We start from the raw sequence: 25,417 nt of genomic DNA, 5'->3' as shown, positions 1-25,417 counted from the left end.
TACCGATTAGTTTCCATAGGTAAAATGACCCACAATAGTGTAACTAAACAAACAATCTTGTAATACTTGACCACTACCTACATTGTGTACAATCATTGGGCGTTTTCCGTCTGTCGATTTTAAATGGGTTACGATGCCTATATGAGGCAATTCACCTCCTATCATCCAAGTTACGAGATCGCCTGTTTTATAATCTTTTGGGTTTTGGCTAATGGTTAATTTTTTACCTTTTCTTTCAAAAAAAACTTCTAAATTAGGTACGCGTCGATGATCAATATTCTTGTCGGTTGTTTTTAGTCCCCAAATTTTAGGATATTTAGAAAAATTAGTTTTCATGTCTTCATGAACTTCTTTTTGTAAATCGATATTTAATTTTCTGTAAGCACGAATTATAACATCAGTACAAACACCAGTTTTGGATGGAACATCTCCATTTGGATAGGATAAACTAACATAACTAGGTGTGTAAATTACTTCGGGATCTATAATAGAAATAGCTGCTTGAGATAGTTTTTTAGCAAATGTTTTTGGTTCTTGTATTGTGGTTCTTTCTTGGTTTTGTTTTGTATCAGTTAATTCAGTAACTACAGAATCTAAACTTGTCTTATTCTTGTTTTGACAGTTTATGAAAAAGATAGAAAGGCTAAAGAAGAAAACAGTTTTTATCATTTTTAAATTTTTATAAAACAAGAATCAGATATTTATTCTAATTTAAAAATTTTGACGGTAATAAAAAAATAATTTATTTTGTTTGTATAAAAGCCAAAAAATAATGATGTATATGCCAATCAATCAATGGGCTGAGGATGATCGCCCGCGTGAAAAATTTCTCTTAAAAGGAAAAGCAGCTTTGTCTGATTCAGAATTACTAGCGATTCTAATTGGTTCTGGAACTCGAAATGAAAGTGCGGTTCAATTGTGTCAGCGCATTTTAGCATCTTCAAATCATAACCTAACTATTTTAAGTAAGCTATCTATTGCACAATTGATGCAATTTAAAGGTATAGGAGAAGCAAAAGCAATTACTATAGCTGCCGCTTTAGAACTGGGAAGAAGAAGGAGAGTAGAGGAGGCAGTTGTTTTGGAAAAAATTACTTCCAGTAAAGATGTTTTTGAATTAATGCAACCCATAATTGGTGAATTGGCTCATGAAGAGTTTTGGGTTATTTATCTGAATAATGCCAATAAAATTATTTATAAGTCACAAATTAGTAAAGGAGGAATTACGGGAACACTTGTAGATTCTAGAGTGATTTTTAAAATTGCTTTTGAATATAATGCAACAGCTCTTATTTTATTACATAACCATCCCTCTGGAAAATTGCAAGCGAGTCAAGCGGATATTACCTTAACTAAAAATTTACAACAAGCAAGTAAAAGTCTAGAAATTCAAATATTAGATCATATTATAATTACCGAAAATCATTATTTTAGTTTTGCCGATGAAGGAATTTTGTAATAAGCTTGTTTTTTTTAGACAAATGTCGTAATTTTACAGACAAATGACGTGATTATGACAAAGTTAGTAGCTAATTCAGATGTAAAAATTGATAAAGCAGTACGAATGTATGTTTCTAAAGTTGAAAAGGAGGCAGATTTGAGTTTGGTTGATAAAGATATTACCTATAAAAAATTTCTTTCGAATAGAATGCTAATTGTGCATTCAATAAGAAGAGGTTTGCCTTATGAGATTTATGATTTAATCAAAGAACGCACGCCTTTTAATGAAGAAGATTGGGCTCAGTTTTTAGGGGTGTCACTTCGAACACTGCAACGCAATAAGTCTAAAAAAGATTTTGTTTTTGATCCCATTCCTACTGAAAAAATTTTAGAATTAGCAGAAGTGACAGCTTTAGGAAAAGAAGTTTTTGATACGAAAGAGCAATTTTATCTTTGGTTAAACACACCTAACTTTGCATTAGGTAATTTAAAACCTTTTGAATTGCTTAAAGATTCCTATGGGAAGGAAATGGTAATGAATGAATTGAATAAAATTCAATACGGAATATTTGTGTAATGGAAGTATTTCGGCTAGCTAATAAAAAATATCCAATAGAACTTTCGGGTGTAGGTGCATCTATAACGGGTGCAAGATGGAATACAAAAGGATTTGAAGTAGTTTATACTGCGCAAAGTAGGGCTTTGGCTATGGCTGAAGTAGTAGTACATGTAACACTAGCTACCTTGCCAGCTGGATTTGTCATGTTAACTGTTTTTATTCCGGATGATATAACTATAGAAACTATTGATGTAAAACAACTTCCCTTAGGATGGAATAGTTTTCCTGAACTCATAGAAACTCAAAAAATTGGTGATGAATTTTTAAGAAGCAAAAGAGCTGCTGTTTTGAAAGTGCCTTCCGCTGTTGTACAAGGAGATTATAATTATTTGCTAAATCCTTTTCATGATGATTTTAAACGAATAAAAATTATTCATCAAGAAGATTTTCCGTTTGATAAGCGAATTTTTAAATAAAGATTAAGAAATATTTCTTCTCAATTTTGTTATCTTGCAACTCATAAAAAAAACAGCATATCAAAGATGATAAGCACAAAAAACATTACATTTTCCTATACTAAAGAGCAAGCTTTTATTTTACCAGATTTGCATTGTGATGCAGGAAGTACCATATTAATTACAGGCGATTCTGGAAAAGGAAAAACCACGTATTTACATATTTTAGGAGGTTTATTACGACCTAAAACAGGTAGTATACTAATCGATACAACAGATATTGTTGCCCTTTCAGAGCGTCAGAATGATGCATTTCGAGGAAAAAATATTGGTATTGTTTTCCAAAAATCTCATTTCGTTAGTGCTTTAACAGTTCTTGAAAATCTAGAGATGGCCAGCTGGCTAGCAACTGGGAAAAAGAATTCAGTAAGAGCGAAAAAATTATTAGAACAATTAGATATTGTAAACCAAAGTAATAAATTGCCTAGTCAGTTAAGTATTGGGCAACAACAAAGAGTATCTATTGCTAGGGCTTTAATGAATGAACCGAAAGTGTTATTAGCAGATGAGCCAACTTCAAGTTTGGATGATAAAAATGCGGAGAAAGTAATTTCTTTATTAACGACATTGTCTAAAGAATACAAAGCAGCATTGATTATTGTAACACATGATAGCCGAATTAAAGAAAAATTTAGTAACCGAATAACCCTAATATAAATGATTACAAAATTAGCTTGGAGAAATATTTGGTTTAAACCGTTGAATACTATTTTAAGTATTATATTACTAACTGCAAGTGTGGCTATTATTACTGTTCTAGTCTTATTAGAAAAACAATTTGAAGAAAAATTTAATTCTAATATTGATGGGGTTGATTTAGTGTTAGGTGCTCAAGGAAGTCCGTTGCAGTTAATCTTATCTTCAGTATATCAGGTAGATGCTCCAACTGGAAATATAAATTATGATTCTGCTAAAGTTTGGATGCAACATCCATTTGTAAAGAAAGCAATTCCATTAGCATTTGGAGATAATTATAAAGGTTTTAAAATTTTAGGGACAACACCTGATTATTTAGAAAAATATGAAGCTTCTATTTCTCAGGGAAAACTATTTGAAAAGAATTTTGAAGTAGTTGTAGGAGCAGAAATAGCTGATAAATTGAAGTTAAAAGTGGGAGATACTTTTTTTGGCTCTCATGGAGATGCGGCTGAAGGGGAAGTTCATGATCATTATGATTATACTGTAGTGGGAATCGCTGCCACAACTGGGAAAGTAATAGATAATTTGATTTTATGTACGATACCAAGTGTTTGGCAAATGCATGATACTCATGTTGAAGAGCATGAAGGAGAACATCATGATGAAGAAATACATAATCCTATCCACGGTGAAGAAGGCCATGTGCATGAAGAAGGAGACGAGCATTATCAACATGAACACGATCCAGATGAACATAACCATGAACATGGAGAAGAATTGCATTCTGAAGATACAAGTTCGTTGAATGGAGAAGGAAAGGAAATTACTGCGGTTTTATTGCAATTTAGAAATAAAATGGGAATAGTAACTTGGCCAAGAATAATTGCTCAGAATACAAAAATGCAAGCAGTTTCTCCTGCAATCGAAGTGAATCGTTTGGTTTCTATGTTCGGAATAGGAATTGATGCACTACGTTATCTTGCTTATGGGATAATGCTAATATATGGTATTTCTATCTTTATTGCCTTATTTACCACTTTAAAAGAACGGAAAAATGAGTTTGCCTTACTTAGAGTAAACGGAGCCAAAAGAATGCAACTTTTAGCATTAGTAATGATTGAAAGTTTACTTTTGTGTGTAGTTGGATTTGTTTTTGGTACAGTTTTGGGTAGAGTAGCATTAATGTTTATCTCTTCCTCTGCTGAGGAAGATTTTAAATTAAGCTTTAATCCTTATGAGTTTATTTGGGAAAAAGAAGGTGTCTTATTTTTATTAACCATTTTAGTAGGTTTTTTAGCAGCTTTAATTCCTGCTGTTAAAGCCTATTATTTAAATATTTCAAAAACATTAACACATGCGTAATTATTTAAAATTTGCAATAGCCTTAGTTGTATTTATTTCATTATTTAGTTTTACTAAAAAAGACAATCGCGTAGCTACTTTTGTAACCAATAAAAAAGAAATTCTAACCGATACTTTAACTTGGAGTTTATTAGGTAAAATAGACTATTTAAAAAAGGCAGATAAAGTTTATGGAGAAATAATGTTTCCTGTAATTAATCCGAAATTGAAAGCTTTACAAGGAAAAGAAGTAACTATAAGTGGCTTTATTATTCCAATAGATAACAAGAACTATGCGGTTAGTAAAAACGTTTTTGCAGCTTGTTTTTTTTGTGGCAAATCTGGACCTGAAACATTAATGGGTATTCAGTTTAAAGGTGATTTACCCAAATTAAAAACAGATCAATTTGTAACTTTAAAAGGGAAATTTAGGTATAATGATAATGATGTAGAAGATTGGATATATCATATTGAAAATGCTGTAATTACTGCAGGAAATTAAATCTAAGCCTATTTTCAAGGCTTTTTTTATATTTGTTTTTAAATAGATTACATGTAAAATTGCATAAAAATACTGGAGAAATTCTTTAATTAAATATGATTTTTAAACATAAAAAACATCTTTTTTTTGATCTAGATCATACACTTTGGGATTTTGATAAAAACTCTGAAGTTGCTTTTGATATTATTTTTAAAAAGTATGATTTTAGCTTTAGTTTGCAAGACTTTTTAGTGCATTATATTCCTAAAAATCAATATTATTGGTCACTCTATCAAGTAAATCAAATTTCTCAAGAAGCTTTACGATTTAGACGACTGAATGATGTTTTCGAAATATTAAATACTTCCATTCCAAAAGAATTAGTAAATCAAATTTCCGAAGAATATATCGAGCTTTTGCCTAATAGTAATCATCTTTTTGAAGGGACTATTGAAATTTTAGAATACTTAAAACCTAAATATCATTTGCATATTGTTACCAATGGTTTTCATTATGTTCAAGATAAAAAAATGAAAAATGCCAATATATTTCATTACTTTAGTACGATTACTAATTCAGAATTAGCCGGTGTTAAAAAACCGCATCCGAACATTTTTGAATATGCTTTAACACTTGCAAAAGCTAGTAAATCTGATAGTGTAATGATTGGTGATAGTATGGAAGCAGATATTGAAGGAGCTTTAGATTTTGGAATTGATGCTATTTTTTTTAACGAAAAGAATATAAAAATTGATAAAAATATTCCTCAAATTAACCGATTAGTCGAACTTAAAAAACTTTTATAATTATGAAAAGATTATTACTTGTTGTAGCTCTTCTTGTTTCCTTTTTTACTAATGGTAAAGAGAAATATAAATATGTCATTGTTCCAGAACAGTTTTCGTTTTTTAAAGAACCCAATCAATATAATCTAAATGCTTTAACCAAATCTTTTTTTGAAACAGAAGGTTTTACTGTTCTTTATGATACAGATAAATTACCCGATGAATTGGTGAAAAATAGGTGTTTGGCTTTATATATTAACGCAATTGAAAATAAATCTATGTTTGTTACTAAAATAGCAATAAATATTAGAGATTGTAGAAATGAAGTATTACTTGTAAGTGAAGAGGGCAGTAGTAGAGAGAAAAGTTATGAAAAAGCTTATACTCAAACGTTTCGTGCCGCATTAACGTCACTTAAAGGCAAGTTAAATTCTTTTGAGATACCAGCAGATACAAAAACTTCTGTTTCTGATGTTATTATTGAAAAACCAAGTGTTTTAGAAGATTTAATTCCAACGGGTACAGAATTAGGGAATAAAAATATTTTATATGCTTTACCTACTGATACAGGTTATAAATTGGTAAATGCTGTTCCAAATGTTATTTTTGAATTGAATAAAACTACAATACCAGATTTATATTTGGCTGAGAGAGGTCTGATGGATGCGGGTATTTTTTATAAAAAAGAAGGTGTTTGGAACTATGAATATTATAAAAAAGGTAAACTCGTTATTGAAAAAGTGGAAGTTAAATTTTAAAAGAGAAAACACATATAAAAAAGTAGACTTTATTGCCTACTTTTTATATATATTAGATTCAATTTGTATTAAAAATATTGTTTTTAATAATCATATTTATCTTTCCATCTGTTTTTTAGGAATGTTCTTAATTCTTTTTCTCGGCTGTTTTCTCCAGGTACAAAAAATTTAGTTTCAATTATTTCTTTAGGAAGAAATTCTTGGTTTGCAAAATTATTTGGAAAATCATGCGAGTATTTATATTCTTCCCCATAACCTAATTCTTTCATTAATTTAGTCGGTGCGTTTCTTAAATGTATGGGGACGGATAAATCACCAGTTTGCTTTACTATTTGTTGTGCTTTATTAATAGCCATATAGCTTGCGTTGCTTTTAGCTGAGGTTGCTAAATAAATGGCACATTGGCTTAAAATTATTCTACTTTCAGGGTAACCAATTGTTGTAACAGCTTGAAACGTGTTGTTTGCCATTATAAGTGCTGTTGGATTAGCATTGCCAATGTCTTCACTGGCTAGAATAAGCATTCGACGTGCTATAAATTTTACATCTTCGCCACCTTCAATCATTCTTGCCAGCCAATATACTGCTCCATTAGGATCGCTTCCTCGAATGGATTTAATGAAAGCAGAAACTATATCATAATGTTGTTCTCCAGTTTTGTCGTAAAGAACCGTGTTTTTTTGGACTAAATGAGAAACTTTGTCATTAGTTATAACAATAGTATCAGATTCTGATGCATTTACAACCAATTCAAAAATGTTCAATAGTTTTCTACCATCTCCGCCAGATAATCGTATCAGAGCTTCCGTTTCTTTTAAGTCTATTTTTTTGTTTTTTAGTTGAGCATCAGTATTTATAGCACGCTTTAGTAATGCTTCTAAATCTTCTTTAGTGAAAGCATTTAAAATATACACTTGACATCTTGATAGTAATGCAGGAATAACTTCAAAACTTGGATTTTCTGTAGTTGCTCCAATTAAAGTAACCCAACCTTTTTCTACCGCTGCTAGCAATGAATCTTGTTGAGATTTACTAAAGCGATGAATTTCATCAATAAATAAAATAGGGTTTTTAGAGGTGAATAAACCGCCACTTTGTTTGGCTTTTTCTATTACTTCTCTTATATCTTTAACGCCAGAATGTATGGCACTTAATTGATAAAAAGGACGTTTGCTTTCCTGAGCCATAATTTGTGCTAAGGTAGTCTTTCCTGTTCCTGGAGGACCCCAAAGAATTAGACTGGGAATGATACCCTTGCTTATTTGTTGGGTTAAAGAACCTTGTTCTCCAACTAAATGTAATTGGCTTATGTATTCGCCTAATTTTTGTGGACGAATACGTTCTGCTAATGGTGCTTCCATATTGTAAAATTACATTTTTTAAGATTTTGTAAAAAGAAAAGAGGCTGAAAAATTATTTCAACCTCTTTTTTATTTCACATCAGGAATTCATAAATCAATTTGAATCTTTATCTGTTTTAGAATTGACCAACATATCTCTTGTGTTTTTCTGAACTGTAATCGCTGCAAATAAACTCAGTAAAAATGACATACCATAAAAACCTTTTTCACTCAATAAAAGCGTTGCATTCCATAAACCTATAATTAAAAGTAATACTGAAGCGATTGTAGTGAACCAACTAATGCCATAATACATGTCGGTTACGGGTATTCCTTCTAAACGGTCTCTTACTGATTTTTGTACTGATATCACAGAGAAAAGGCCAAATAATAAGATGGAAAAATAGTATCCTTTTTCGTTTAGTTGCATATCTGCGTTCCAAAGACCAATACAATAGGAAACCATGCCTGTAATAAGGGCTATCCAAGAAGCTCCTATAAAAGCAGCTGTAGGTTTGTATATGTTAGCTTTTTCTAGTGATTTTTCCTTTATCTTTTGATTTTCTTTTTCGGAATAATTAAATTGATTTGTCTCCATAATTTTTTATTTAAAATGATAAGACAAAGAAAACCACTTAGCGTATTTAAAACAATGAACTTGGGTTAATAAATAGGGTGCGTTTTTAAATTTTACCTCTAATTCTACTTAATGCTTGTGGAGTTATTCCAATATAAGAAGCTAAATATTTTTGAGGAATTTTGAGAATTAATTGAGGCTGTTCTTTTACTAGATTTAGATAGCGTTGTGTAGGTGTTTCCATCATGAAACTTAGTTCTCTTTTTGATTTGTACCTAAAAAATTCTTCGGCAAATAATCTGCCAATAGCATCTCCTGCATTAGTTTCTTTATAAATGTCATATAAATCTTTTCTAGTGATAAATATTACTTTTGAAGTGGTTAAACTTTGAATGAAAGATACACTAGGTAATTGCATTAGGAAAGAAGAATAACTACTTAAAAATTTATTTGGAAAACCAAAATCTATAGTTACATCTTTTTCAGGTAATTCGATAAATAAACGAAAAACGCCGTCTATGATAAAATAAACTTTGTCTTCAATTGTGTTTGCTTTAGTAAGAAAATCTTTCTTTTTTATTTCTTGAAATTGAAGTTTTGATGAGATAATTTTCCAATCACTCTCCGATATGTCTATTTTTTCTGCTATTATTTTTCGTAATCTTTCCATATATTAAAAATAAAACATTTTATTAATTTTTATATGACAAAAAGAGTGTTTCTATGACAATATTTCTGTTATTTTCTTTTGGTGTTATATTTGAATTGAATAAGTTGTAAAGAAAAACAACATTATGAAAAGAATTATTACAGAGCATCAATTTAAGTTTACCAATTCAGTAATTCTTTTGCCTTTTTTATTTGTTCTTTTTTTATGGGTTGTTTTTTGGATAGAAACTAAGTTTCATATAAATTTTCATCATTATGGTATTTACCCCAGAGAAAATTTTGGAATAAAAGGAATTTTTTTAAGTTGGGCATTGCATGGTAATCTGTCTCATTTAATAAATAACTCCTTAGCTTTATCAGTGTTATTGTCTTTTTTGCGGTTTTTTTATAGAAATCAAACTTATAAAATTATTGTTTTGGGAATTGTGTTTTCTGGTTTGGGTACTTGGTTATTAGGAAGATCGAGTTATCATATTGGAGCCAGTGGTTTGATTTATGTTCTAGTAAGCTTTATTTTTTTTAAAGGAATCTTCACCAAATATTATCGCTTAATGGCTGTGTCGTTTGTAGTGATACTTTTATATGGAGGTATGTTATGGTATATGTTCCCAAATATTGAAAAAGGTATTTCTTGGGAAGGTCATCTTAGTGGTTTTGTAACGGGACTTTCATTTGCACTTTTAATTAAAACACCTCAATTTGGGAAACCAGTTATTTATGAGTGGGAGCAACCAGACTTTGATCCCAATAAAGATTCTTTTATGAAAAATTTTGATGAAAAAGGTAATTTTAATCCACCCCCTAAACCAGAAGAAACTATTAAAGAGTATTTTACTTCTTCTTTAAAAGTGATTTATGATTTTATAGGTATACATAAAAAGTAGTTTTTTCAAATTTGAAAAAACTACTTTTTATGTATTATACTACATTAGGTTATAAGTAATTAAATTAAACGTTGTCTAACCGTTTCATAAAGAAATGCACCACAAGCTACAGAAACATTTAATGATTCAATTGTGCCATACATTGGTAATTTAGCTTTATGATCTACAATTTTTAATACAGAAGGGTTAACACCTCTATCCTCACTTCCCATTATTATAGCAGTCGGTTCGGTGAAATTAATATCATAAATGGTATTATCGGTTTTTTCAGTAGCTGCTACTGTTTGAATACCACTTGCTTGCATGAAATATATAGCATCTTTGATGTGCTCTACTTTACATATAGGGACATTAAAAACTGCACCTGCACTTGTTTTAACTGTATCACCATTTACTGGAGCGGAACCTTGTTTTTGTATAATAATACCGTTTACGCCTGTACATTCAGCAGTTCGTATAATGGCTCCAAAATTTCTAGCATCAGATAATTGATCTAATACTAGAAAAAGTGGTTTTTTTTCTGACTCTATAATACTTGTAATTAAAGTTTCTAAATCGTAAAATGACACTGGAGAAATTGTAGCTACAGCACCTTGATGATTCTTGGATGTTAAACGATTTAATTTTTCTACAGGAACATATGAAAAATTGACATTGTTTTTTTTTAATGTTTTCATCAACTCTTGCATTAATTCGCCTTGATTTTCTTTTTGTATAAATACTTTATCAATTTCTTTTTTAGCTTGAATTGCCTCAATTATAGCTCTAATTCCAAATATTTGATTCTCTTTTTCCATGATGCAAATGTATAAAAAAAACCACCTCATTTGAGGTGGTTTAATTCTAATTTTAATTATATAATAGAATTAGTTTACATCCCAGAAAATTGGTGTGTCTAATTCATCACCTCCAATTGCAGCAGCAGCAGCAGTGTAATTAGTAATGTTGATAGTTTGTTCTCTTAATGGATATGTGTATCTTTTAGGAACATCTAAACCAGAATCAGCAGCTACATTCATAACTGGTGCGTCATATTTTCTGTAAACTGACCAACCTTCAAATCCTCTGTTGTACATAGCTAACCAAAATTGGAAACCAATTTTTTCTCTCCAAGTACCACTAGCGGTAGTATAAGCAACATCTGGATTTAACAAATATGCAGTAACTTCAGTGCTTTCAACTCCCCAATCAGCCATTGAAGCTGTAATACCAGCATTATAATGTGTTTCAGCTGTACCTCCAACTGCATAGCCTCTTTCAGAAGCTTCAGCTAAAAGGAATTCAATTTCAGCGTAATCCATTAATACACCTCTAAAAGTTGGTTGGTGCATTAGTTCTCCAATATGAGTATAAGAAGAGAACGAGTTGTTGTCGCCATAAGGTCCGCCAACATAAGTTCCAGCTCCTAAATTATCATCAAAATAGATAGCTCTTCTTGGATCAGAAAGTGTGTTCATGTAATCTACAATAGTATTAGCAACAACAAAGTCTTGTCTTCCACTTTGTACTAAATCTACCCATAAAGGATTTGTATTAGGAGTTGCAGCACCATAAGCAAGAGTTACGTTGTCTGCATTTGATGCTAATAAACCAGCTGTAAAAGCATTTTCAGCAGCAGTTTGAGAAACTGTTGCCATAGATGGAACATCAGCTATTCTCATTGCAATTTTGAACTTTACAGAATTAGCGAATTTAATCCATTGTGCTAAATCTCCATTAAATATTAAATCAGCATCCCCGTAACCGTTATCTGTTGCATTGTTTAATGTTGAAATCGCAGCATCAATTCTAACCAATAAATCTTGATAAATTGTTTGAGCGTCATCGTAAGCTGGATTTTGGTTTTCTCTACCTTTTAAAGCTTCTGAGTAAGGAATATTACCAAAAGTATCAACTAGTTGCTGCCAAGTGTATACTTCTAATACTCCAATCATGCCTTTTTGACCTTCCGTATCTGATTTTCCTTTCGCATCCTGTAAATCATATAATACATTTGTATACATTTCAGTAAAGTGATTAGAAGGGATGTTTCTAGTATTTAAGTCGTAATTTGACTCATCAATATAGGTTGTTTCTGTCCAATATTGAGCAAATAATCTATAAACATTGGTGTTTACATTGGTACTCTCCATTTGATCAAATAAGTTTTTTAATGCACCTGTAAATAATGTTGCAGAAGGTACATCAGAAGGATTATTTGGATCGTTGTTTAAATTATCATAACTTTCATCGGAAGCACAACTAATCGCTAACGCTGCAGTTAATAATATTATTAAATATTTTTTCATAGTATTTTGTATTAGAATTCTAATTTTAAGCTAGCCCCAATTTCTCTTACAGTTGGGTATACACCTGATTGATAACCTTGAATATTTCCTGCACTTAAACCTGCTTCTGGATCAGAATATGGAGTGTTTTTATCAATAATCCATAAATTTCTACCAATAACTGATAAAGTTAAGTTTTGTAAAGAAAGACTTTCTGCAATTCTATTTGAGAATTTGTATCCAAAAGTAACTTCTCTTAATTTTACAAAAGAAGCGTCATAAACGTGAGCTGCTTGTGGTGTTCTAACATATCCCCATGGATTAGCATAAGTAGTCGCACTTGCAACAACAGTATTTGGAGTACCATCAGCTTGAACTCCTGGAAGTATTACACCACCACCAGCGGATACAGCATCACGAACTGGATTCCCTAAACGATTTGTTCCAGCTGTAAAGTCATACAATCCTGTTGCGTAACCGTACCATGTGTCTAATGAAAACACATCTCCACCTTTTTGAATGTCAATTAAGAAACTTAAGTTGAAATTTTTGTATTTTAATATGTTTTTTACACCACCTGTCCAATCTGGGTTGATATTACCAATAACTTTGTTGCTCTCTGTAGTTCTTTGGTAATAACCGTTTGTACCAACAATTGGTTGCCCATTCTCGTGATAAACAAAATCTCTACCTCTAATTACACCAAATGGTTCACCCAATGAAGCACCTAATGATACACCACCTTGAACATTTGCTAGTTGAATAAATTCGATATCTTCAGCCAATCTAGTTACTTCACTCTCATTTTTCGCGAAGTTAACTTTAATATCCCAAGAAAAATTCTCTGTTTTTACAGGTGTACCACTTAAGATTAACTCAATACCTTTGTTTTCCATATCAGCTCCATTTAACCATTGACCAGTATAACCAGAAGCTCCAGAAATATCAACTCTAGAAATTAAATCTTTAGTTTCACGTTTGTAATATGAGAAATCTATTCCTAATCTATTATTTAGAGTGCTTAATTCTAATCCTAACTCGATATCTCTTGATCTTTCAGCTTTTAAATTAGGGTTGTTCAAAGTAGCAGAATTTGAGGCTGACCCTTGACCGCTAATTGGAGGTACTAGATTATAGGTGTCATATACTTGATATGGATCAGTGTCGTTACCTACTTCTGCATAATTAGCTCTAATTTTACCAAAGTTTAACCAATCTTGTTTAAGGATATTAGAAAAAACAATACTAGTAGAAACAGAAGGGTAGAAATAAGTGTTATTGTCAACAGGTAAAGATGATGATCTATCTCTTCTTCCTGTGATGTCTAAATAATAGGTCCCTTTGTATCCAAGACCGATTTTACCAAATACACCGTCTACTTTTTTAGTGTAATCAACTTTGTTGTAATCGTCTGAAGTTAAAGGATTAACTGAATTTGCTAAAGTAAAGATTCCAGCTAAACCTAAACCACCGTTGGTTTGTGCAGCTAAGGAATTTAATTTGTTAACTCTCATGTTAAACCCAACTAAACCGTCAAAATTTAAGTCTTCAGTAATATTATAATTAAATGTACCCATTAAATCATAATTTAATTCTGAAGTTTTTCTGTTGGTAACAGCATATAATGGAACATCTGCAGAACCTACATCAATTCTTTCTTCTCTAATTTCGGAATAAGTATCGTAAGCGAAACGTCCCATTAAGCTAAACCAGCTTGTAACTTTTTGATTTAAAGTAAAGTTACCAATGTAACGATCTCTACTATCATTTTGAAAGTTTTTGTATAATGTCCAATAAACATTGTCTGTATATGCAGGTCTTCTGTTTGAAGCAGATGTTGCGTTCCAAGTTATGTTTTGTCCAGTACTAAAGAAGGCATCTTTTTGTTGTTGAATGTCAACATTTGTTTGGAACCATTGACGAAATGCTTGCATTGGATTTTTTGAATCATATCCTGTTCCATTTCTACCTTTACCATTGTTGTTAGTATAAGAGAAATCAACTGATCCAGTTAAGCTTTCAGAAAAATTTGTAGATCCTGAAAATGTTAACGTATTTCTCTTAATTTGACTGTTTGGCATTACACCTTCTTGAATTTTATTGGTATACCCTAGTCTAAAAGAGCTGTTATCAGTACTTTTTCCAAACGAAATTGAATTAGTGTAAGTTAGAGCTGTTTTAAAAACGCTATTAGGATTGTTTTTTGCAGCAACCCAAGGAGTAGCTTGTAAATAACCTGGTAATTCAGGGTAGATAGAAGTCCATTGGTAAACATTTAAATTTGGATCAAAAGCCGCTCCATAAGATGCGTCTTCTCTAAAAGGTACAATTAAATCGTCAACACTGTCACCATTAATGTCAAAATAATCAAAATATCCTGTAGGATCATCATAATAAGGGCCATAACCAGCACCATATTTGTCTTGGTATTTTGGTAGAGTTTCTTTATCTACTGTTCCTGCAGTTATCGAACTTGTAAAGGATACACCAATACCTTTTCCTTTTTTTCCTTTTTTAGTTGTAATAATAATGGCACCATTACTTGCTCTAGAACCATACAGTGCTGTTGCTGCTGCACCTTTTAATACGTTTAATGATTCTATGTCGTCTGGATTAATATCCATTGCAGCATTACCATAGTCATAACCTCCTCTACCTGCAGTTTGTCCTACACTGTTATTAGTGTTGTTAATTACTGGAGTTCCGTCTATAACGATCAATGCTTGGTTGTTTCCGCTAATAGAGTTATAACCTCTTACAACAATATTTGTAGACCCTCCCATAGTACCAGATGATTGAACATCTAAACCAGCAACTTCGCCAGATAATGCGTCTGCAAAGTTGGTTACTGGAGTATCAGCAACGTCTTCTCCTTTTACTTCTTGTGTAGCATAACCAAGAGCTTTTTTCTCTCTTTTGATACCTAAAGCAGTAACAACGACACCTTCAAGTGTTGTTATGTCTTCTTGCATGATTACTTTTAAAGTAGTTGAATTAACAACCACTTCTTGTGTTTTCATACTTACATAACTGAAAACAAGTGTTGAGCCTTGTCTTACATCAATTTTAAAATTACCATCAAAATCGGTTTGTGTACCATTACCTGAGCCTTTCTCTTGAATGGCTACACTTGGTAAGGGAAGTCCGTTTTGATCTACAACTGTTCCCGAAACAGTTTTTACTTGAGCAAAAATCATTTGCCCTAACATTACTACTAATACAGTTAGTAATACGTTAAATTTAGATCTCATATATGTTAATTTGAATTAGTTGCCCAAAATTCAAAAAAAAAAGTTTGTAATCCTAATATTATTTAATCTTTTTTTAACATTTAACATTACTTATCTTAAAAATTTGTCTTAAAACTAATTTGAATTAGTGAATTAGAAAGTTTAATATTTTCATTATTAGCTGAGCCGTTTGAGTAAATAAAATGAAATAATCCATTTTCACTTAAGATTTCAAATCCTAATCCAATTCCTAAAAGTTTGTTAGTTTTAGAAATGGTTTTGTCTTCCATGTAGGCGTAATCAAGTATGGAGTGAATGATTAAATTGCTGGCTAAATTATATCTGTATTCTGTAAATATCCCTGTAGTTAAGTTGGCTTGAAGGGAGTTTTCTCTAAAGCCTCTTATTGAATTTATTCCGCCAAAACGATACAATTCGTTTGTTAAGTAATCTTTACTACTCAGATAGAATGAATGGTTTTTGAGTAAAATTTGATTTTTTAAATTAATTTCAAACAAGTGATTGATTTCTAGTTGTGTGAAGAATTGATTGTTTTTGTTTTGATTGTCTTTTCTTGAACCATATCCAAGTTTGAGTAATAAGCTAGTTTTTTCAGGTAATAAATAATGATAGAAATTGTTTTTTAGATATTCATAGGATGTGGTGTAGAATTGATTGGTAAAGTTTTTTAAATTTTGTGTATTGTTATTTTGGATGTCAATGGAAGTTGTTTTTTGGTAACCAAGAAATATTTTTTGACTAAAAGAAAAATGATATCCAATGTCAGTGTTTATTTTAGTGTTTTGAAAAGTACTATCTTGTTTAAATATGTTTAATTCGGTTTTTATTCCTAATGGAGTTTTAAATAGATATGGAATTTCGGTTTCAAAATCAAATTGAGTTTGTTGTTCTCCATTATTTTTCCAATAGAGTTTGAATTTTTCTCCGTAGTTTAAAATGTTTGTAAGTTGTAAGTCTAAGTAGCCATTAAAAATGAGTTTGTTTTTATCAGTATTCGAAAATCCAATGAAGCCATCAAATTTATTAGGCTTTGATTTGTTAACATAAGCGAAAATGCTTGTTTTGTCTTTGGTAAATAATATTTCAGGGTATTTTACTTGGGTAATAAATGATAAGTTGTTTAAGTTGTTGTTTATTTTTTTTACAAGTTCTTGATTGAAAGTTTTGTTTTTTACGCTTTTATTTAATTGATGGTGTATATTTTTTGGAAATTTTTCATAACCTAATATTATGATTTCGTCTGTTTTTCTTGAAGGGCCTAAATAAATATCTAAATTAGTATATAAAGAGGAGTTGTGGATTTTTTGATTCGTAAGTTGAATATTAGCTTGCGAGTACCCCTTTTTTTCTAAAATTTGAAGTTGACTTTTTATCCATATTTCTGTCTCTGAAAAGGAGATTGTAATTGTGTCTTTTGTTATGGATAAAATTTCTTTAGAGCTTTGGTTGGTTTGAGTGGTTATGATTTTGTTGTTTGAAATTGGATTGCCAAGAAAATAGGTGTAATTAAAAGTGCTGTCATTTGTTTTTTTTTGCTCAGTAATGTAATGAGTTATATGTCCTAATTTGTATAATAAAGAGTCAAGAGTTTTGATTTCATTCAAAATGGAACTCACTTTATCGTGTTTTTTTTGGTAACCAATGCTGTCTATCGTTTTTTGTTCTTTATTGGATGTGCCATTAACAACAAGGAAAAAAGATTGACTTTGAATTTGTAAGCTGGCTAAAATGAATAATATGGAAAAAAAGATTTTCATGGCAGTAAAGTAACGTAAAAATGAGTGATAAATTTTAATTTGAATTCATTTGAGTTTTTTTTTCTTTTTATTATAGTGAGTGTTATTGGTCTGTATGCTATAAATCATTGATTAGATGTTTAATTAGGGTTAAGAAAAAAACAATTGACTTGAAAATAAACAAATTAGATTTGTTTTGTAAAAAATAATAACTACATTTGCACCCCCTAAATAGTGTTAGGGAGTTAAATTATAAGTAATTATTATAAACAATTATGCCAACAATTCAACAATTAGTAAGAACTGGAAGAGCCAAAATAACTAAGAAGAGTAAATCGGCTGCTTTAGATTCTTGTCCTCAAAGAAGAGGGGTTTGTACGCGTGTTTATACTACAACGCCAAAAAAACCAAACTCGGCAATGCGTAAAGTTGCCCGTGTTCGTTTAACAAATGGTAATGAAGTAAATGCTTACATCCCTGGAGAAGGACATAATTTACAAGAGCACTCGATAGTATTAGTTAGAGGTGGAAGAGTAAAAGATTTACCAGGTGTACGTTACCACATCGTTCGTGGTGCATTAGATACCGCTGGAGTAGCAGGTAGAACACAACGTAGATCTAAGTATGGAGCAAAACGTCCAAAACCAGGACAAGCTGCTGCAACAACTGGAAAGAAAAAGTAATTTAAATCTTTTAAAGAAAAGACATGAGAAAAAGACAGGCCAAAAAAAGACCTCTTTTGCCAGATCCAAAATTTAACGATCAGTTAGTGACACGTTTTGTAAACAACTTAATGTGGGATGGTAAAAAATCAACAGCTTTTAAAGTGTTTTATGATGCATTAGATATCGTAGAAGCAAAAAAGCAAGATGCAGAGAAAACTGCTTTAGAAATATGGAAAGATGCATTAACAAATGTTATGCCTCATGTGGAAGTTCGCTCAAGAAGAGTGGGTGGAGCTACTTTCCAGATTCCAATGCAAATTCGTCCAGATAGAAAAATTTCTTATTCTATGAAATGGATGATTTTATATGCAAGAAGAAGAAATGAAAAATCAATGGCTAACAAGTTGGCTTCTGAAATTTTAGCTGCTGCTAAAGAAGAAGGTGCTGCTGTTAAGAAAAGAATGGATACTCATAAAATGGCAGAAGCAAATAAAGCTTTCTCTCACTTTAGATTTTAATTCATAAAACAAAAGAAATGGCTAGAGATTTAAAATTTACAAGAAATATAGGAATTGCTGCTCACATTGATGCTGGTAAAACAACAACAACTGAGCGAATTCTTTTTTATACTGGAAAGTCACATAAAATTGGAGAGGTGCACGATGGTGCAGCTACAATGGACTGGATGGCTCAAGAACAAGAAAGAGGTATTACGATTACTTCTGCTGCAACTACATGTGAGTGGAATTTTCCAACTCAACAAGGAAAATTGTTGCCGGAATCGCAAGCTTACCACTTCAATATTATCGATACTCCTGGTCACGTTGACTTTACTGTAGAGGTAAATAGATCATTACGTGTATTAGATGGATTGGTGTTTTTATTTAGTGCAGTTGATGGTGTTGAGCCTCAATCTGAAACTAACTGGAGATTAGCGGATCAATATAGAGTTCCTCGTATGGGATTTGTTAACAAGATGGATCGTCAAGGTTCTAACTTTTTAGCAGTATGTCAACAAGTGAAAGAAATGTTGAAATCCAATGCAGTTGCAATTACATTGCCAATTGGAGAAGAGAGTGATTTCAAAGGAGTGGTTGATTTGGTAAAAAATCAAGCTATTGTATGGCATGATGAAACGCAAGGAGCTACTTTTGATATTATTGATATTCCTGCTGATATGGTAGATGATGTTAAGAAATATCGTTCTATTCTTATTGAGGAAATTGCAACTTATGATGAAAATCTTCTTGATAAATATATGGAAGATGAAAACTCTATTACTGAAGAAGAAATCAATACAGCTTTACGTGCTGCTACTATTGATATGGCTATCATACCAATGATTGCTGGTTCTTCTTTTAAAAATAAAGGAGTTCAGTTCATGTTAGATGCTGTTTGTAAATATTTGCCTTCTCCTTTAGATAAAGAAGGTATCGAAGGAATTCATCCTGATGATGCTGATTTATTAGAAGAAGATCAAAAGAAAATATTGCGTCGTCCTGATCCAAAAGAGCCTTTTGCAGCTCTTGCATTTAAAATTGCTACAGATCCTTATGTGGGTCGTTTGGCTTTCTTCCGTGCTTATTCTGGAAGATTGGATGCTGGTTCTTATATTTTAAATACTCGTTCAGGTAATAAAGAGCGTATTTCTCGTATTTATCAAATGCACGCTAATAAACAAAATCCTATTGAATTTATTGAAGCTGGAGATATTGGAGCTGCTGTTGGATTTAAAGATATTAAGACTGGAGATACAATGTGTGATGAAAAACACCCAATCATTCTTGAGTCTATGAAATTCCCTGATCCAGTAATTGGTATTGCTATTGAGCCTAAAACTAAGGCTGATGTTGATAAAATGGGTATGGCTTTAGCGAAATTAGCTGAAGAGGATCCTACTTTTACTGTTAGAACAGATGAGGCTTCAGGTCAAACTATTATTTCAGGTATGGGTGAGCTTCACTTAGATATCTTAGTAGACCGTATGAAACGTGAGTTCAAAGTTGAAGTAAACCAAGGTGAGCCTCAAGTAGAATACAAAGAAGCATTTACGAAATCTGCTCAACATAGAGAGGTTTATAAAAAGCAATCTGGTGGACGTGGTAAATTTGGAGATATTGTTTTCAGATTAGAGCCTGCTGATGATGTAGATGGTAAGCCAGCAATGGGATTACAATTTATCAACGAAGTTAAAGGTGGTAACGTTCCTAAAGAATATATTCCTGCTGTTGAAAAAGGTTTTAGAGAAGCAATGAAAACTGGTCCATTAGCAGGTTATGCTGTGGATAGTTTAAAAGTTACTTTATTGGATGGATCTTTCCACCCTGTGGATTCTGATGCTTTATCTTTCGAATTGGCTGCTAAATTAGGTTATAAAGAAGTGGCTAAAGCTGCAGGTGCTGTAATCTTAGAGCCAATTATGAAAATTGAGGTGATTACTCCAGAGGAGAATATGGGTGATATTGTCGGTGACTTGAACAGAAGAAGAGGTCAAGTTAATAACATGGGTGATAGATCAGGAGCAAAAACTATTAAAGCGGATGTTCCTTTATCTGAAATGTTTGGATATGTTACAACTTTGAGAACATTATCATCAGGTAGAGCAACTTCTACTATGGAATTTTCTCACTATGCTGAAACTCCATCTAATATTTCAGAAGAGGTAATCAAAAAAGCAAAAGGTAACGCTTAATTTTTAAGAAAATGAGTCAAAAAATCAGAATAAAATTAAAATCATACGATCATAATTTAGTAGATAAATCTGCTGAAAAAATCGTTAAGACTGTAAAAAGTACAGGAGCTGTAGTTACTGGGCCTATTCCATTACCTACTAATAAAAAAATCTTTACTGTTTTACGTTCACCACACGTTAATAAGAAGTCTAGAGAGCAATTTGAATTAAGTTCTTACAAGAGATTGTTGGATATTTATAGCTCTTCTTCTAAAACTATTGATGCTTTAATGAAGTTAGAATTACCTAGTGGAGTTGAAGTAGAGATAAAAGTATAGTTTTTTTTGCTGTCATTTAACAGTATAAATAATATGAAAAACCGTTAGTATGTGAGTACTACGGTTTTTTTAATGAAGAAAATAAAGGCCTTTTTTTAAAAAAAATAGGTAACTAATTATTTTTGCGATAATTAAAAAATAATTATATATTTGCACCCTCAAAAAGAGGATGTGCATATATAATATATGTATAAGTATTAAAAATAGTTTAATTAATTAATTAGTTTTATATGTCTGGGTTAATCGGAAGAAAAATTGGCATGACTAGTATCTTTGACGAAAACGGGAAAAATATTCCTTGTACAGTTATTGAAGCTGGTCCATGTGTTATTACCCAAGTCAGAACCAATGAGGTTGACGGGTATAGTGCTCTTCAGCTTGGTTTCGATGACAAAACTGAAAAGCATTCGGTAAAAGCTGAAGAAGGTCACTTCAAAAAAGCGGGTACTGTTGCTAAGAAGAAAGTTGTTGAATTCAAGTTTTTTGAAGAAGAACACAAATTAGGTGAAATTCTTACTGTTGATTTGTTCAACGAAGGAGAGTTTGTTGATGTTCAAGGTGTGTCTAAAGGTAAAGGTTTTCAAGGGGTTGTAAAACGTCACGGATTTGGTGGTGTAGGTCAATCAACTCATGGTCAACATAACCGTTTAAGAGCTCCTGGATCTGTTGGTGCTTCTTCTTATCCATCTAGAGTATTCAAAGGCATGAGAATGGCTGGAAGAATGGGTGGTGAGAATGTTACAGTTCAAAATCTTAAAGTTTTAAAAGTTGTTGCTGATAAAAATCTTTTAGTGGTTAAAGGATGTGTTCCAGGACATAAAAACTCTTATGTAATCATTCAGAAATAATGGAAGTAAAAGTATTAGATTTCAACGGAAAAGATACTGGAAGAAAAGTTCAACTTTCTGATTCAGTATTCGCAATAGAGCCAAATAATCACGCAGTATATCTTGATGTGAAACAATATCTTGCTAATCAAAGACAAGGTACTCACAAATCAAAAGAAAGAGCTGAAGTAGCTGGAAGTACTCGTAAGATTAAAAAACAAAAAGGAACTGGTACTGCTCGTGCGGGTAGTGCAAAAAATCCTTTGTTTAAAGGAGGGGGAACTGTTTTTGGGCCAAGACCTAGAAATTATTCTTTCAAATTGAATAAAAATTTAAAGAGATTGGCTAGAAAATCTGCGCTTTCATTAAAAGCGAAAGAATCTAGTTTAATTGTTCTTGAAGATTTTACATTTGAAACACCAAACACTAAAAATTTCATTAACGTATTGAAAGCTTTAGGTTTAGATAATAAAAAATCTTTATTTGTGTTGGGTGATTCAAATAAAAATGTATATTTGTCGTCACGAAATTTAAAGACGTCTTCAGTGGTAACTTCTTCGGAATTAAGTACTTACGGTATTTTAAACGCTAATAGTTTAGTTGTTTTAGAAGGTGCTTTAAGCGGAATAGAAGATAATTTAAGTAAATAAGAAAAGGTTATGAGTATCATTATTAAGCCTATTATAACTGAAAAAATAACTAAAGATGGTGAAATTTTTAACCGTTTTGGTTTTGTAGTAGATAAAAAAGCGAATAAAATTCAAATCAAAAATGCAGTTGAAGCTGCCTATGGTGTGAATGTAGTTGGTGTAAATACAATGAATTACAGAGCTGATAGATCGGTTAAATACACTAAAAGTGGTTTAATCAGTGGAAAAACAAATGCTTACAAAAAAGCAGTTGTTCAAGTTCAAGAAGGAGAAACAATAGATTTTTATACTAATATCTAATAGAAAATGTCAGTTAGAAAATTAAAACCTATTACCCCGGGTCAGCGTTTTAGAGTTGTGAATAGCTTTGACACTATTACAACTGATAAGCCGGAGCGTTCATTACTTGCTCCGAAAAAAAACTCAGGAGGTAGAAATAGTCAAGGAAAAATGACCATGCGCTACATTGGTGGTGGTCATAAACAAAAGTATCGTATTATTGATTTTAAAAGAACTAAAGTAGGAGTTCCTGCTGTGGTTAAAACAATTGAATACGATCCAAATCGTTCTGCTTTTATATCTTTATTGGCATATGCTGATGGAGCTAAAACTTATGTAATTGCTCAGAATGGTTTGCAAGTTGGACAAACTGTAGTTTCTGGTCCAGATGCGTCTCCTGAAATAGGAAACACATTGCCTTTAAGTAAAATTCCTTTAGGTACAGTTATTTCATGTATCGAATTAAGGCCAGGTCAAGGAGCTGTTATTGCTCGTTCTGCAGGTACTTTTGCACAATTAATGGCAAGAGATGGTAAGTATGCGACAATTAAAATGCCTTCAGGTGAAACAAGATTAATCTTGTTGACTTGTTCAGCTACGATTGGAGCGGTATCAAATTCTGATCATCAATTGGTTGTTTCAGGTAAAGCTGGTAGATCAAGATGGTTAGGTAGAAGGCCTAGAACAAGACCAGTTGCAATGAACCCTGTTGATCACCCAATGGGAGGTGGTGAAGGACGTTCATCAGGAGGTCACCCTCGTTCAAGAAAAGGTTTACCTGCTAAGGGTTATAGAACTCGTTCTAAAGTTAACCCAAGTAATAAGTATATTGTAGAACGTAGAAAGAAATAATTAGATAAACATGGCACGTTCATTAAAAAAAGGACCTTATGTTCACTATAAATTAGAGAAAAAAGTTCAAGAAAATATAGAGAAAGATAATAAAGCTGTTATTAAGACTTGGTCTAGAGCTTCTATGATTACTCCGGATTTTGTTGGTCAAACTATCGCAGTGCATAATGGTCGTCAATTTGTACCAGTTTACGTTACAGAAAACATGGTAGGACATAAATTAGGGGAATTTTCGCCAACAAGATCTTTTAGAGGTCATGCTGGTGCAAAAAATAAAGGTAAAAAATAATAAGAAGCTATGGGAGTTCGTAAAAGAGAAAGAGCAGAGCAGATTAAAGAAGCAAAAACGCAAGTAGCTTTTGCTAAATTAAATAACTGCCCTACTTCGCCAAGAAAAATGCGCATTGTAGCAGATTTAGTTAGAGGTCAGAAAGTAGAATTAGCTCTTAATATATTAAGATTTAATAGTAAAGAAGCTTCAAGAAAATTAGAGAAGTTGTTGTTGTCTGCTATCAATAATTATGAGCAGAAAAATACTGAAACTAGTGTAGAAGAAGCAGGCTTATTTGTTAAAGAGATCAGAGTTGATGGTGGAATGATGTTAAAAAGACTACGTCCAGCACCTCAAGGTCGTGCACACAGAATTAGAAAACGCTCAAATCACGTAACTATCGTGTTGGGTTCAAATAATAACACACAAAGCAATTAATAAACAGTATGGGACAAAAGACAAATCCAATCGGAAATAGACTTGGTATCATCAGAGGATGGGACTCAAACTGGTATGGAGGAAATGATTATGGTGATAAAATCGCTGAAGATTTTAAAATCAGAAAGTATATCCATGCGCGTTTATTAAAAGCTAGTGTGTCTAAAGTAATTATTGAAAGAACTTTAAAACTTGTAACCGTTACTATCACTACTGCTAGACCTGGTATTATTATCGGAAAAGGTGGGCAAGAGGTAGACAAGTTAAAAGAAGAGCTTAAGAAAATTACTGACAAAGAAATCCAAATCAATATCTTTGAAATTAAAAGACCTGAGATTGATGCTTATTTAGTTGCAAACAGTATCGCGCGTCAAATCGAAAGCAGAATTTCTTACAGAAGAGCTATCAAAATGGCTATTGCGGCTGCTATGAGAATGAATGCTGAAGGTATTAAAGTTTTGATTTCTGGTCGTTTGAATGGGGCTGAAATGGCTCGTTCAGAAGGTTTTAAAGATGGTCGAATTCCTTTGTCAACTTTCAGAGCTGATATTGATTATGCATTAGCTGAAGCTCATACTACTTATGGTAGAATGGGAATCAAAGTATGGATAATGAAAGGTGAGGTTTATGGAAAAAGAGATCTTTCTCCGTTAGTAGGTATGGATAAACAAAAATCTAAATCTACAGGATCTACTGGAAAAGGTAAACCGAATGCTAATTCACGCAAAAGAAAGTAATTTTTTAAATTAAAGAAAAATGTTACAGCCTAAAAGAACAAAATACCGCAAGGTACAGAAAGGTAAAATGAAAGGTGTTTCTCAAAGAGGACATGAACTTTCTAATGGTATGTTTGGAATAAAATCTTTAGACTCAACTTTTATCACATCACGTCAAATTGAAGCAGCTCGTATTGCAGCAACACGTTTTATGAAAAGAGAGGGGCAATTATGGATTAAAATTTTCCCAGATAAGCCAATAACAAAGAAACCTCTTGAAGTACGTATGGGTAAAGGTAAAGGTGCAGTTGAATATTGGGCTGCAGTTGTAAAACCTGGAAGAATCATGTTTGAAGTTGGAGGAGTTCCTCTATCTGTTGCAAAAGAGGCTTTACGTCTTGCTGCACAAAAACTTCCAGTTAAAACTAAGTTTGTCGTTGCTAGAGATTTCGAAGCATAATCAAGAAA

The 25,417-nt window shown here is 32.0% G+C and carries 29 protein-coding genes; 21 read left to right on the top strand and 8 right to left on the bottom strand.

Annotated features, from left to right (window positions below; translation table 11 throughout):
* Positions 1-6: 6 nt before the first annotated feature.
* Positions 7-669 carry a DUF1287 domain-containing protein gene (locus FHG05_RS01470; protein WP_140996228.1) on the bottom strand — a complete coding sequence of 221 codons (663 nt, stop codon included), beginning with the start codon at positions 667-669 and terminating at the stop codon, positions 7-9.
* 106 nt (positions 670-775) lie between these two features.
* Between FHG05_RS01470 and radC the strand changes: the two genes are divergently transcribed.
* From radC to FHG05_RS01430, 8 genes are all read left to right on the top strand, one after another.
* Complete coding sequence (radC, locus tag FHG05_RS01465) at positions 776-1,459, top strand: RadC family protein (protein ID WP_140996482.1); 684 nt, start codon at positions 776-778, stop codon at positions 1,457-1,459.
* A 54-nt stretch (positions 1,460-1,513) separates the two neighbouring features.
* Positions 1,514-2,017, top strand: a complete 504-nt coding sequence (gene parS / locus FHG05_RS01460) for a type II RES/Xre toxin-antitoxin system antitoxin (RefSeq protein WP_140996227.1) — start codon at positions 1,514-1,516, stop codon at positions 2,015-2,017.
* Complete coding sequence (locus FHG05_RS01455) at positions 2,017-2,475, top strand: RES family NAD+ phosphorylase (RefSeq protein WP_140996226.1); 459 nt, start codon at positions 2,017-2,019, stop codon at positions 2,473-2,475. Before parS ends, FHG05_RS01455 begins: the two co-directional genes overlap by 1 nt.
* 66 nt (positions 2,476-2,541) lie before the next feature.
* Entirely contained in the window at positions 2,542-3,171 is a 630-nt protein-coding gene (locus FHG05_RS01450; protein WP_140996225.1) for an ABC transporter ATP-binding protein, read from the top strand.
* Positions 3,172-4,515: an FtsX-like permease family protein gene (locus FHG05_RS01445; protein ID WP_140996224.1), complete on the top strand. Its 1,344-nt coding sequence runs from the start codon at positions 3,172-3,174 to the stop codon at positions 4,513-4,515.
* Positions 4,508-4,996: a hypothetical protein gene (locus FHG05_RS01440; RefSeq protein ID WP_140996223.1), complete on the top strand. Its 489-nt coding sequence runs from the start codon at positions 4,508-4,510 to the stop codon at positions 4,994-4,996. The genes FHG05_RS01445 and FHG05_RS01440 overlap by 8 nt, the downstream gene beginning before the upstream one ends.
* A 95-nt stretch (positions 4,997-5,091) precedes the next feature.
* Complete coding sequence (locus tag FHG05_RS01435) at positions 5,092-5,781, top strand: YjjG family noncanonical pyrimidine nucleotidase (protein WP_140996222.1); 690 nt, start codon at positions 5,092-5,094, stop codon at positions 5,779-5,781.
* 2 nt (positions 5,782-5,783) lie between these two features.
* The gene (locus tag FHG05_RS01430) at positions 5,784-6,518 is read left to right on the top strand and encodes a hypothetical protein (RefSeq protein WP_140996221.1); all 735 of its coding nucleotides are present in this window, start codon (positions 5,784-5,786) and stop codon (positions 6,516-6,518) included.
* 83 nt (positions 6,519-6,601) lie between these two features.
* Here the strand turns inward: FHG05_RS01430 and FHG05_RS01425 are convergent, their stop codons facing one another.
* From FHG05_RS01425 to FHG05_RS01415, 3 genes are all read right to left on the bottom strand, one after another.
* The gene (locus FHG05_RS01425; protein ID WP_140996220.1) at positions 6,602-7,879 is read right to left on the bottom strand and encodes a replication-associated recombination protein A; all 1,278 of its coding nucleotides are present in this window, start codon (positions 7,877-7,879) and stop codon (positions 6,602-6,604) included.
* 94 nt (positions 7,880-7,973) lie between these two features.
* Entirely contained in the window at positions 7,974-8,456 is a 483-nt protein-coding gene (gene yiaA, locus FHG05_RS01420) for an inner membrane protein YiaA (RefSeq protein WP_140996219.1), read from the bottom strand.
* Positions 8,457-8,541: 85 nt separating this feature from the next.
* Positions 8,542-9,105, bottom strand: coding sequence for a Crp/Fnr family transcriptional regulator (locus FHG05_RS01415; protein ID WP_140996218.1), 564 nt, complete (start codon positions 9,103-9,105; stop codon positions 8,542-8,544).
* A gap of 124 nt (positions 9,106-9,229) precedes the next feature.
* Here FHG05_RS01415 and FHG05_RS01410 point away from each other — a divergent pair, with 124 nt between their 5' ends.
* Positions 9,230-9,988: a rhomboid family intramembrane serine protease gene (locus FHG05_RS01410; RefSeq protein WP_140996217.1), complete on the top strand. Its 759-nt coding sequence runs from the start codon at positions 9,230-9,232 to the stop codon at positions 9,986-9,988.
* 59 nt (positions 9,989-10,047) lie between these two features.
* Here FHG05_RS01410 and rlmB read toward each other — a convergent pair whose 3' ends face one another.
* From rlmB to FHG05_RS01390, 4 genes are all read right to left on the bottom strand, one after another.
* Positions 10,048-10,785 (bottom strand): 23S rRNA (guanosine(2251)-2'-O)-methyltransferase RlmB, encoded by a 738-nt coding sequence (gene rlmB, locus FHG05_RS01405; protein WP_140996481.1) that lies wholly within the window; start codon positions 10,783-10,785, stop codon positions 10,048-10,050.
* Between the two features lie 69 nt (positions 10,786-10,854).
* Positions 10,855-12,276 (bottom strand): SusD/RagB family nutrient-binding outer membrane lipoprotein, encoded by a 1,422-nt coding sequence (locus tag FHG05_RS01400; RefSeq protein WP_140996216.1) that lies wholly within the window; start codon positions 12,274-12,276, stop codon positions 10,855-10,857.
* Positions 12,277-12,287: 11 nt separating this feature from the next.
* Positions 12,288-15,506, bottom strand: a complete 3,219-nt coding sequence (locus tag FHG05_RS01395; protein ID WP_140996215.1) for a SusC/RagA family TonB-linked outer membrane protein — start codon at positions 15,504-15,506, stop codon at positions 12,288-12,290.
* A 95-nt stretch (positions 15,507-15,601) separates the two neighbouring features.
* Complete coding sequence (locus tag FHG05_RS01390; protein ID WP_140996214.1) at positions 15,602-17,263, bottom strand: BamA/TamA family outer membrane protein; 1,662 nt, start codon at positions 17,261-17,263, stop codon at positions 15,602-15,604.
* A gap of 254 nt (positions 17,264-17,517) precedes the next feature.
* Here FHG05_RS01390 and rpsL point away from each other — a divergent pair, with 254 nt between their 5' ends.
* The 12 genes from rpsL (at position 17,518) to rplP (ending at position 25,409) form a co-directional block, all read left to right on the top strand.
* Positions 17,518-17,925: a 30S ribosomal protein S12 gene (rpsL, locus tag FHG05_RS01385; RefSeq protein ID WP_045968445.1), complete on the top strand. Its 408-nt coding sequence runs from the start codon at positions 17,518-17,520 to the stop codon at positions 17,923-17,925.
* 23 nt (positions 17,926-17,948) lie between these two features.
* Positions 17,949-18,425 carry a 30S ribosomal protein S7 gene (rpsG, locus tag FHG05_RS01380; RefSeq protein ID WP_140996213.1) on the top strand — a complete coding sequence of 159 codons (477 nt, stop codon included), beginning with the start codon at positions 17,949-17,951 and terminating at the stop codon, positions 18,423-18,425.
* 17 nt (positions 18,426-18,442) lie between these two features.
* Positions 18,443-20,599 carry an elongation factor G gene (gene fusA / locus FHG05_RS01375; protein ID WP_140996212.1) on the top strand — a complete coding sequence of 719 codons (2,157 nt, stop codon included), beginning with the start codon at positions 18,443-18,445 and terminating at the stop codon, positions 20,597-20,599.
* Between the two features lie 11 nt (positions 20,600-20,610).
* The gene (gene rpsJ, locus FHG05_RS01370; RefSeq protein ID WP_045968439.1) at positions 20,611-20,916 is read left to right on the top strand and encodes a 30S ribosomal protein S10; all 306 of its coding nucleotides are present in this window, start codon (positions 20,611-20,613) and stop codon (positions 20,914-20,916) included.
* A 230-nt stretch (positions 20,917-21,146) separates the two neighbouring features.
* Entirely contained in the window at positions 21,147-21,764 is a 618-nt protein-coding gene (gene rplC, locus FHG05_RS01365) for a 50S ribosomal protein L3 (RefSeq protein ID WP_140996211.1), read from the top strand.
* Positions 21,764-22,393 carry a 50S ribosomal protein L4 gene (rplD, locus tag FHG05_RS01360; protein WP_140996210.1) on the top strand — a complete coding sequence of 210 codons (630 nt, stop codon included), beginning with the start codon at positions 21,764-21,766 and terminating at the stop codon, positions 22,391-22,393. Before rplC ends, rplD begins: the two co-directional genes overlap by 1 nt.
* A 9-nt stretch (positions 22,394-22,402) precedes the next feature.
* Positions 22,403-22,693 carry a 50S ribosomal protein L23 gene (gene rplW, locus FHG05_RS01355; RefSeq protein WP_130734242.1) on the top strand — a complete coding sequence of 97 codons (291 nt, stop codon included), beginning with the start codon at positions 22,403-22,405 and terminating at the stop codon, positions 22,691-22,693.
* Positions 22,694-22,699: 6 nt separating this feature from the next.
* The gene (rplB, locus tag FHG05_RS01350) at positions 22,700-23,524 is read left to right on the top strand and encodes a 50S ribosomal protein L2 (protein WP_140996209.1); all 825 of its coding nucleotides are present in this window, start codon (positions 22,700-22,702) and stop codon (positions 23,522-23,524) included.
* Between the two features lie 10 nt (positions 23,525-23,534).
* The gene (rpsS, locus tag FHG05_RS01345; protein WP_045968430.1) at positions 23,535-23,813 is read left to right on the top strand and encodes a 30S ribosomal protein S19; all 279 of its coding nucleotides are present in this window, start codon (positions 23,535-23,537) and stop codon (positions 23,811-23,813) included.
* Positions 23,814-23,822: 9 nt separating this feature from the next.
* A complete protein-coding gene (gene rplV, locus FHG05_RS01340; protein WP_140996208.1) occupies positions 23,823-24,233 on the top strand; it encodes a 50S ribosomal protein L22 in 411 nt (136 codons plus the stop codon).
* 8 nt (positions 24,234-24,241) lie between these two features.
* Positions 24,242-24,970: a 30S ribosomal protein S3 gene (rpsC, locus tag FHG05_RS01335; RefSeq protein WP_140996207.1), complete on the top strand. Its 729-nt coding sequence runs from the start codon at positions 24,242-24,244 to the stop codon at positions 24,968-24,970.
* Between the two features lie 19 nt (positions 24,971-24,989).
* Complete coding sequence (gene rplP, locus FHG05_RS01330; RefSeq protein ID WP_045968424.1) at positions 24,990-25,409, top strand: 50S ribosomal protein L16; 420 nt, start codon at positions 24,990-24,992, stop codon at positions 25,407-25,409.
* The last annotated feature ends 8 nt before the right edge of the window (positions 25,410-25,417 follow it).

The organism is Flavobacterium profundi, assembly GCF_006491645.1.
GTDB classification, from domain to species: Bacteria; Bacteroidota; Bacteroidia; order Flavobacteriales; family Flavobacteriaceae; genus Flavobacterium; species Flavobacterium profundi.
Note: the sequence above shows the minus strand (reverse complement) of the source record. Positions and strands in the feature narration are given on the sequence as shown.

Coding starts and splice junctions, on each gene's coding strand:
- FHG05_RS01440 (WP_140996223.1), top strand. CDS start 4,508: ATGCGTAATTATTTAAAATTTGCAATAGCCTTAGTTGTATTTATTTCA.
- FHG05_RS01390 (WP_140996214.1), bottom strand. CDS start 17,263: ATGAAAATCTTTTTTTCCATATTATTCATTTTAGCCAGCTTACAAATT.
- FHG05_RS01430 (WP_140996221.1), top strand. CDS start 5,784: ATGAAAAGATTATTACTTGTTGTAGCTCTTCTTGTTTCCTTTTTTACT.
- rplW (WP_130734242.1), top strand. CDS start 22,403: ATGAGTATCATTATTAAGCCTATTATAACTGAAAAAATAACTAAAGAT.
- FHG05_RS01445 (WP_140996224.1), top strand. CDS start 3,172: ATGATTACAAAATTAGCTTGGAGAAATATTTGGTTTAAACCGTTGAAT.
- FHG05_RS01455 (WP_140996226.1), top strand. CDS start 2,017: ATGGAAGTATTTCGGCTAGCTAATAAAAAATATCCAATAGAACTTTCG.
- rpsJ (WP_045968439.1), top strand. CDS start 20,611: ATGAGTCAAAAAATCAGAATAAAATTAAAATCATACGATCATAATTTA.
- rpsG (WP_140996213.1), top strand. CDS start 17,949: ATGAGAAAAAGACAGGCCAAAAAAAGACCTCTTTTGCCAGATCCAAAA.
- FHG05_RS01450 (WP_140996225.1), top strand. CDS start 2,542: ATGATAAGCACAAAAAACATTACATTTTCCTATACTAAAGAGCAAGCT.
- FHG05_RS01425 (WP_140996220.1), bottom strand. CDS start 7,879: ATGGAAGCACCATTAGCAGAACGTATTCGTCCACAAAAATTAGGCGAA.
- rplD (WP_140996210.1), top strand. CDS start 21,764: ATGGAAGTAAAAGTATTAGATTTCAACGGAAAAGATACTGGAAGAAAA.
- radC (WP_140996482.1), top strand. CDS start 776: ATGTATATGCCAATCAATCAATGGGCTGAGGATGATCGCCCGCGTGAA.
- rplC (WP_140996211.1), top strand. CDS start 21,147: ATGTCTGGGTTAATCGGAAGAAAAATTGGCATGACTAGTATCTTTGAC.
- rpsS (WP_045968430.1), top strand. CDS start 23,535: ATGGCACGTTCATTAAAAAAAGGACCTTATGTTCACTATAAATTAGAG.
- rplB (WP_140996209.1), top strand. CDS start 22,700: ATGTCAGTTAGAAAATTAAAACCTATTACCCCGGGTCAGCGTTTTAGA.
- rplP (WP_045968424.1), top strand. CDS start 24,990: ATGTTACAGCCTAAAAGAACAAAATACCGCAAGGTACAGAAAGGTAAA.
- FHG05_RS01470 (WP_140996228.1), bottom strand. CDS start 669: ATGATAAAAACTGTTTTCTTCTTTAGCCTTTCTATCTTTTTCATAAAC.
- yiaA (WP_140996219.1), bottom strand. CDS start 8,456: ATGGAGACAAATCAATTTAATTATTCCGAAAAAGAAAATCAAAAGATA.
- FHG05_RS01435 (WP_140996222.1), top strand. CDS start 5,092: ATGATTTTTAAACATAAAAAACATCTTTTTTTTGATCTAGATCATACA.
- FHG05_RS01410 (WP_140996217.1), top strand. CDS start 9,230: ATGAAAAGAATTATTACAGAGCATCAATTTAAGTTTACCAATTCAGTA.
- rpsL (WP_045968445.1), top strand. CDS start 17,518: ATGCCAACAATTCAACAATTAGTAAGAACTGGAAGAGCCAAAATAACT.
- rplV (WP_140996208.1), top strand. CDS start 23,823: ATGGGAGTTCGTAAAAGAGAAAGAGCAGAGCAGATTAAAGAAGCAAAA.
- parS (WP_140996227.1), top strand. CDS start 1,514: ATGACAAAGTTAGTAGCTAATTCAGATGTAAAAATTGATAAAGCAGTA.
- FHG05_RS01395 (WP_140996215.1), bottom strand. CDS start 15,506: ATGAGATCTAAATTTAACGTATTACTAACTGTATTAGTAGTAATGTTA.
- FHG05_RS01400 (WP_140996216.1), bottom strand. CDS start 12,276: ATGAAAAAATATTTAATAATATTATTAACTGCAGCGTTAGCGATTAGT.
- fusA (WP_140996212.1), top strand. CDS start 18,443: ATGGCTAGAGATTTAAAATTTACAAGAAATATAGGAATTGCTGCTCAC.
- rlmB (WP_140996481.1), bottom strand. CDS start 10,785: ATGGAAAAAGAGAATCAAATATTTGGAATTAGAGCTATAATTGAGGCA.
- rpsC (WP_140996207.1), top strand. CDS start 24,242: ATGGGACAAAAGACAAATCCAATCGGAAATAGACTTGGTATCATCAGA.
- FHG05_RS01415 (WP_140996218.1), bottom strand. CDS start 9,105: ATGGAAAGATTACGAAAAATAATAGCAGAAAAAATAGACATATCGGAG.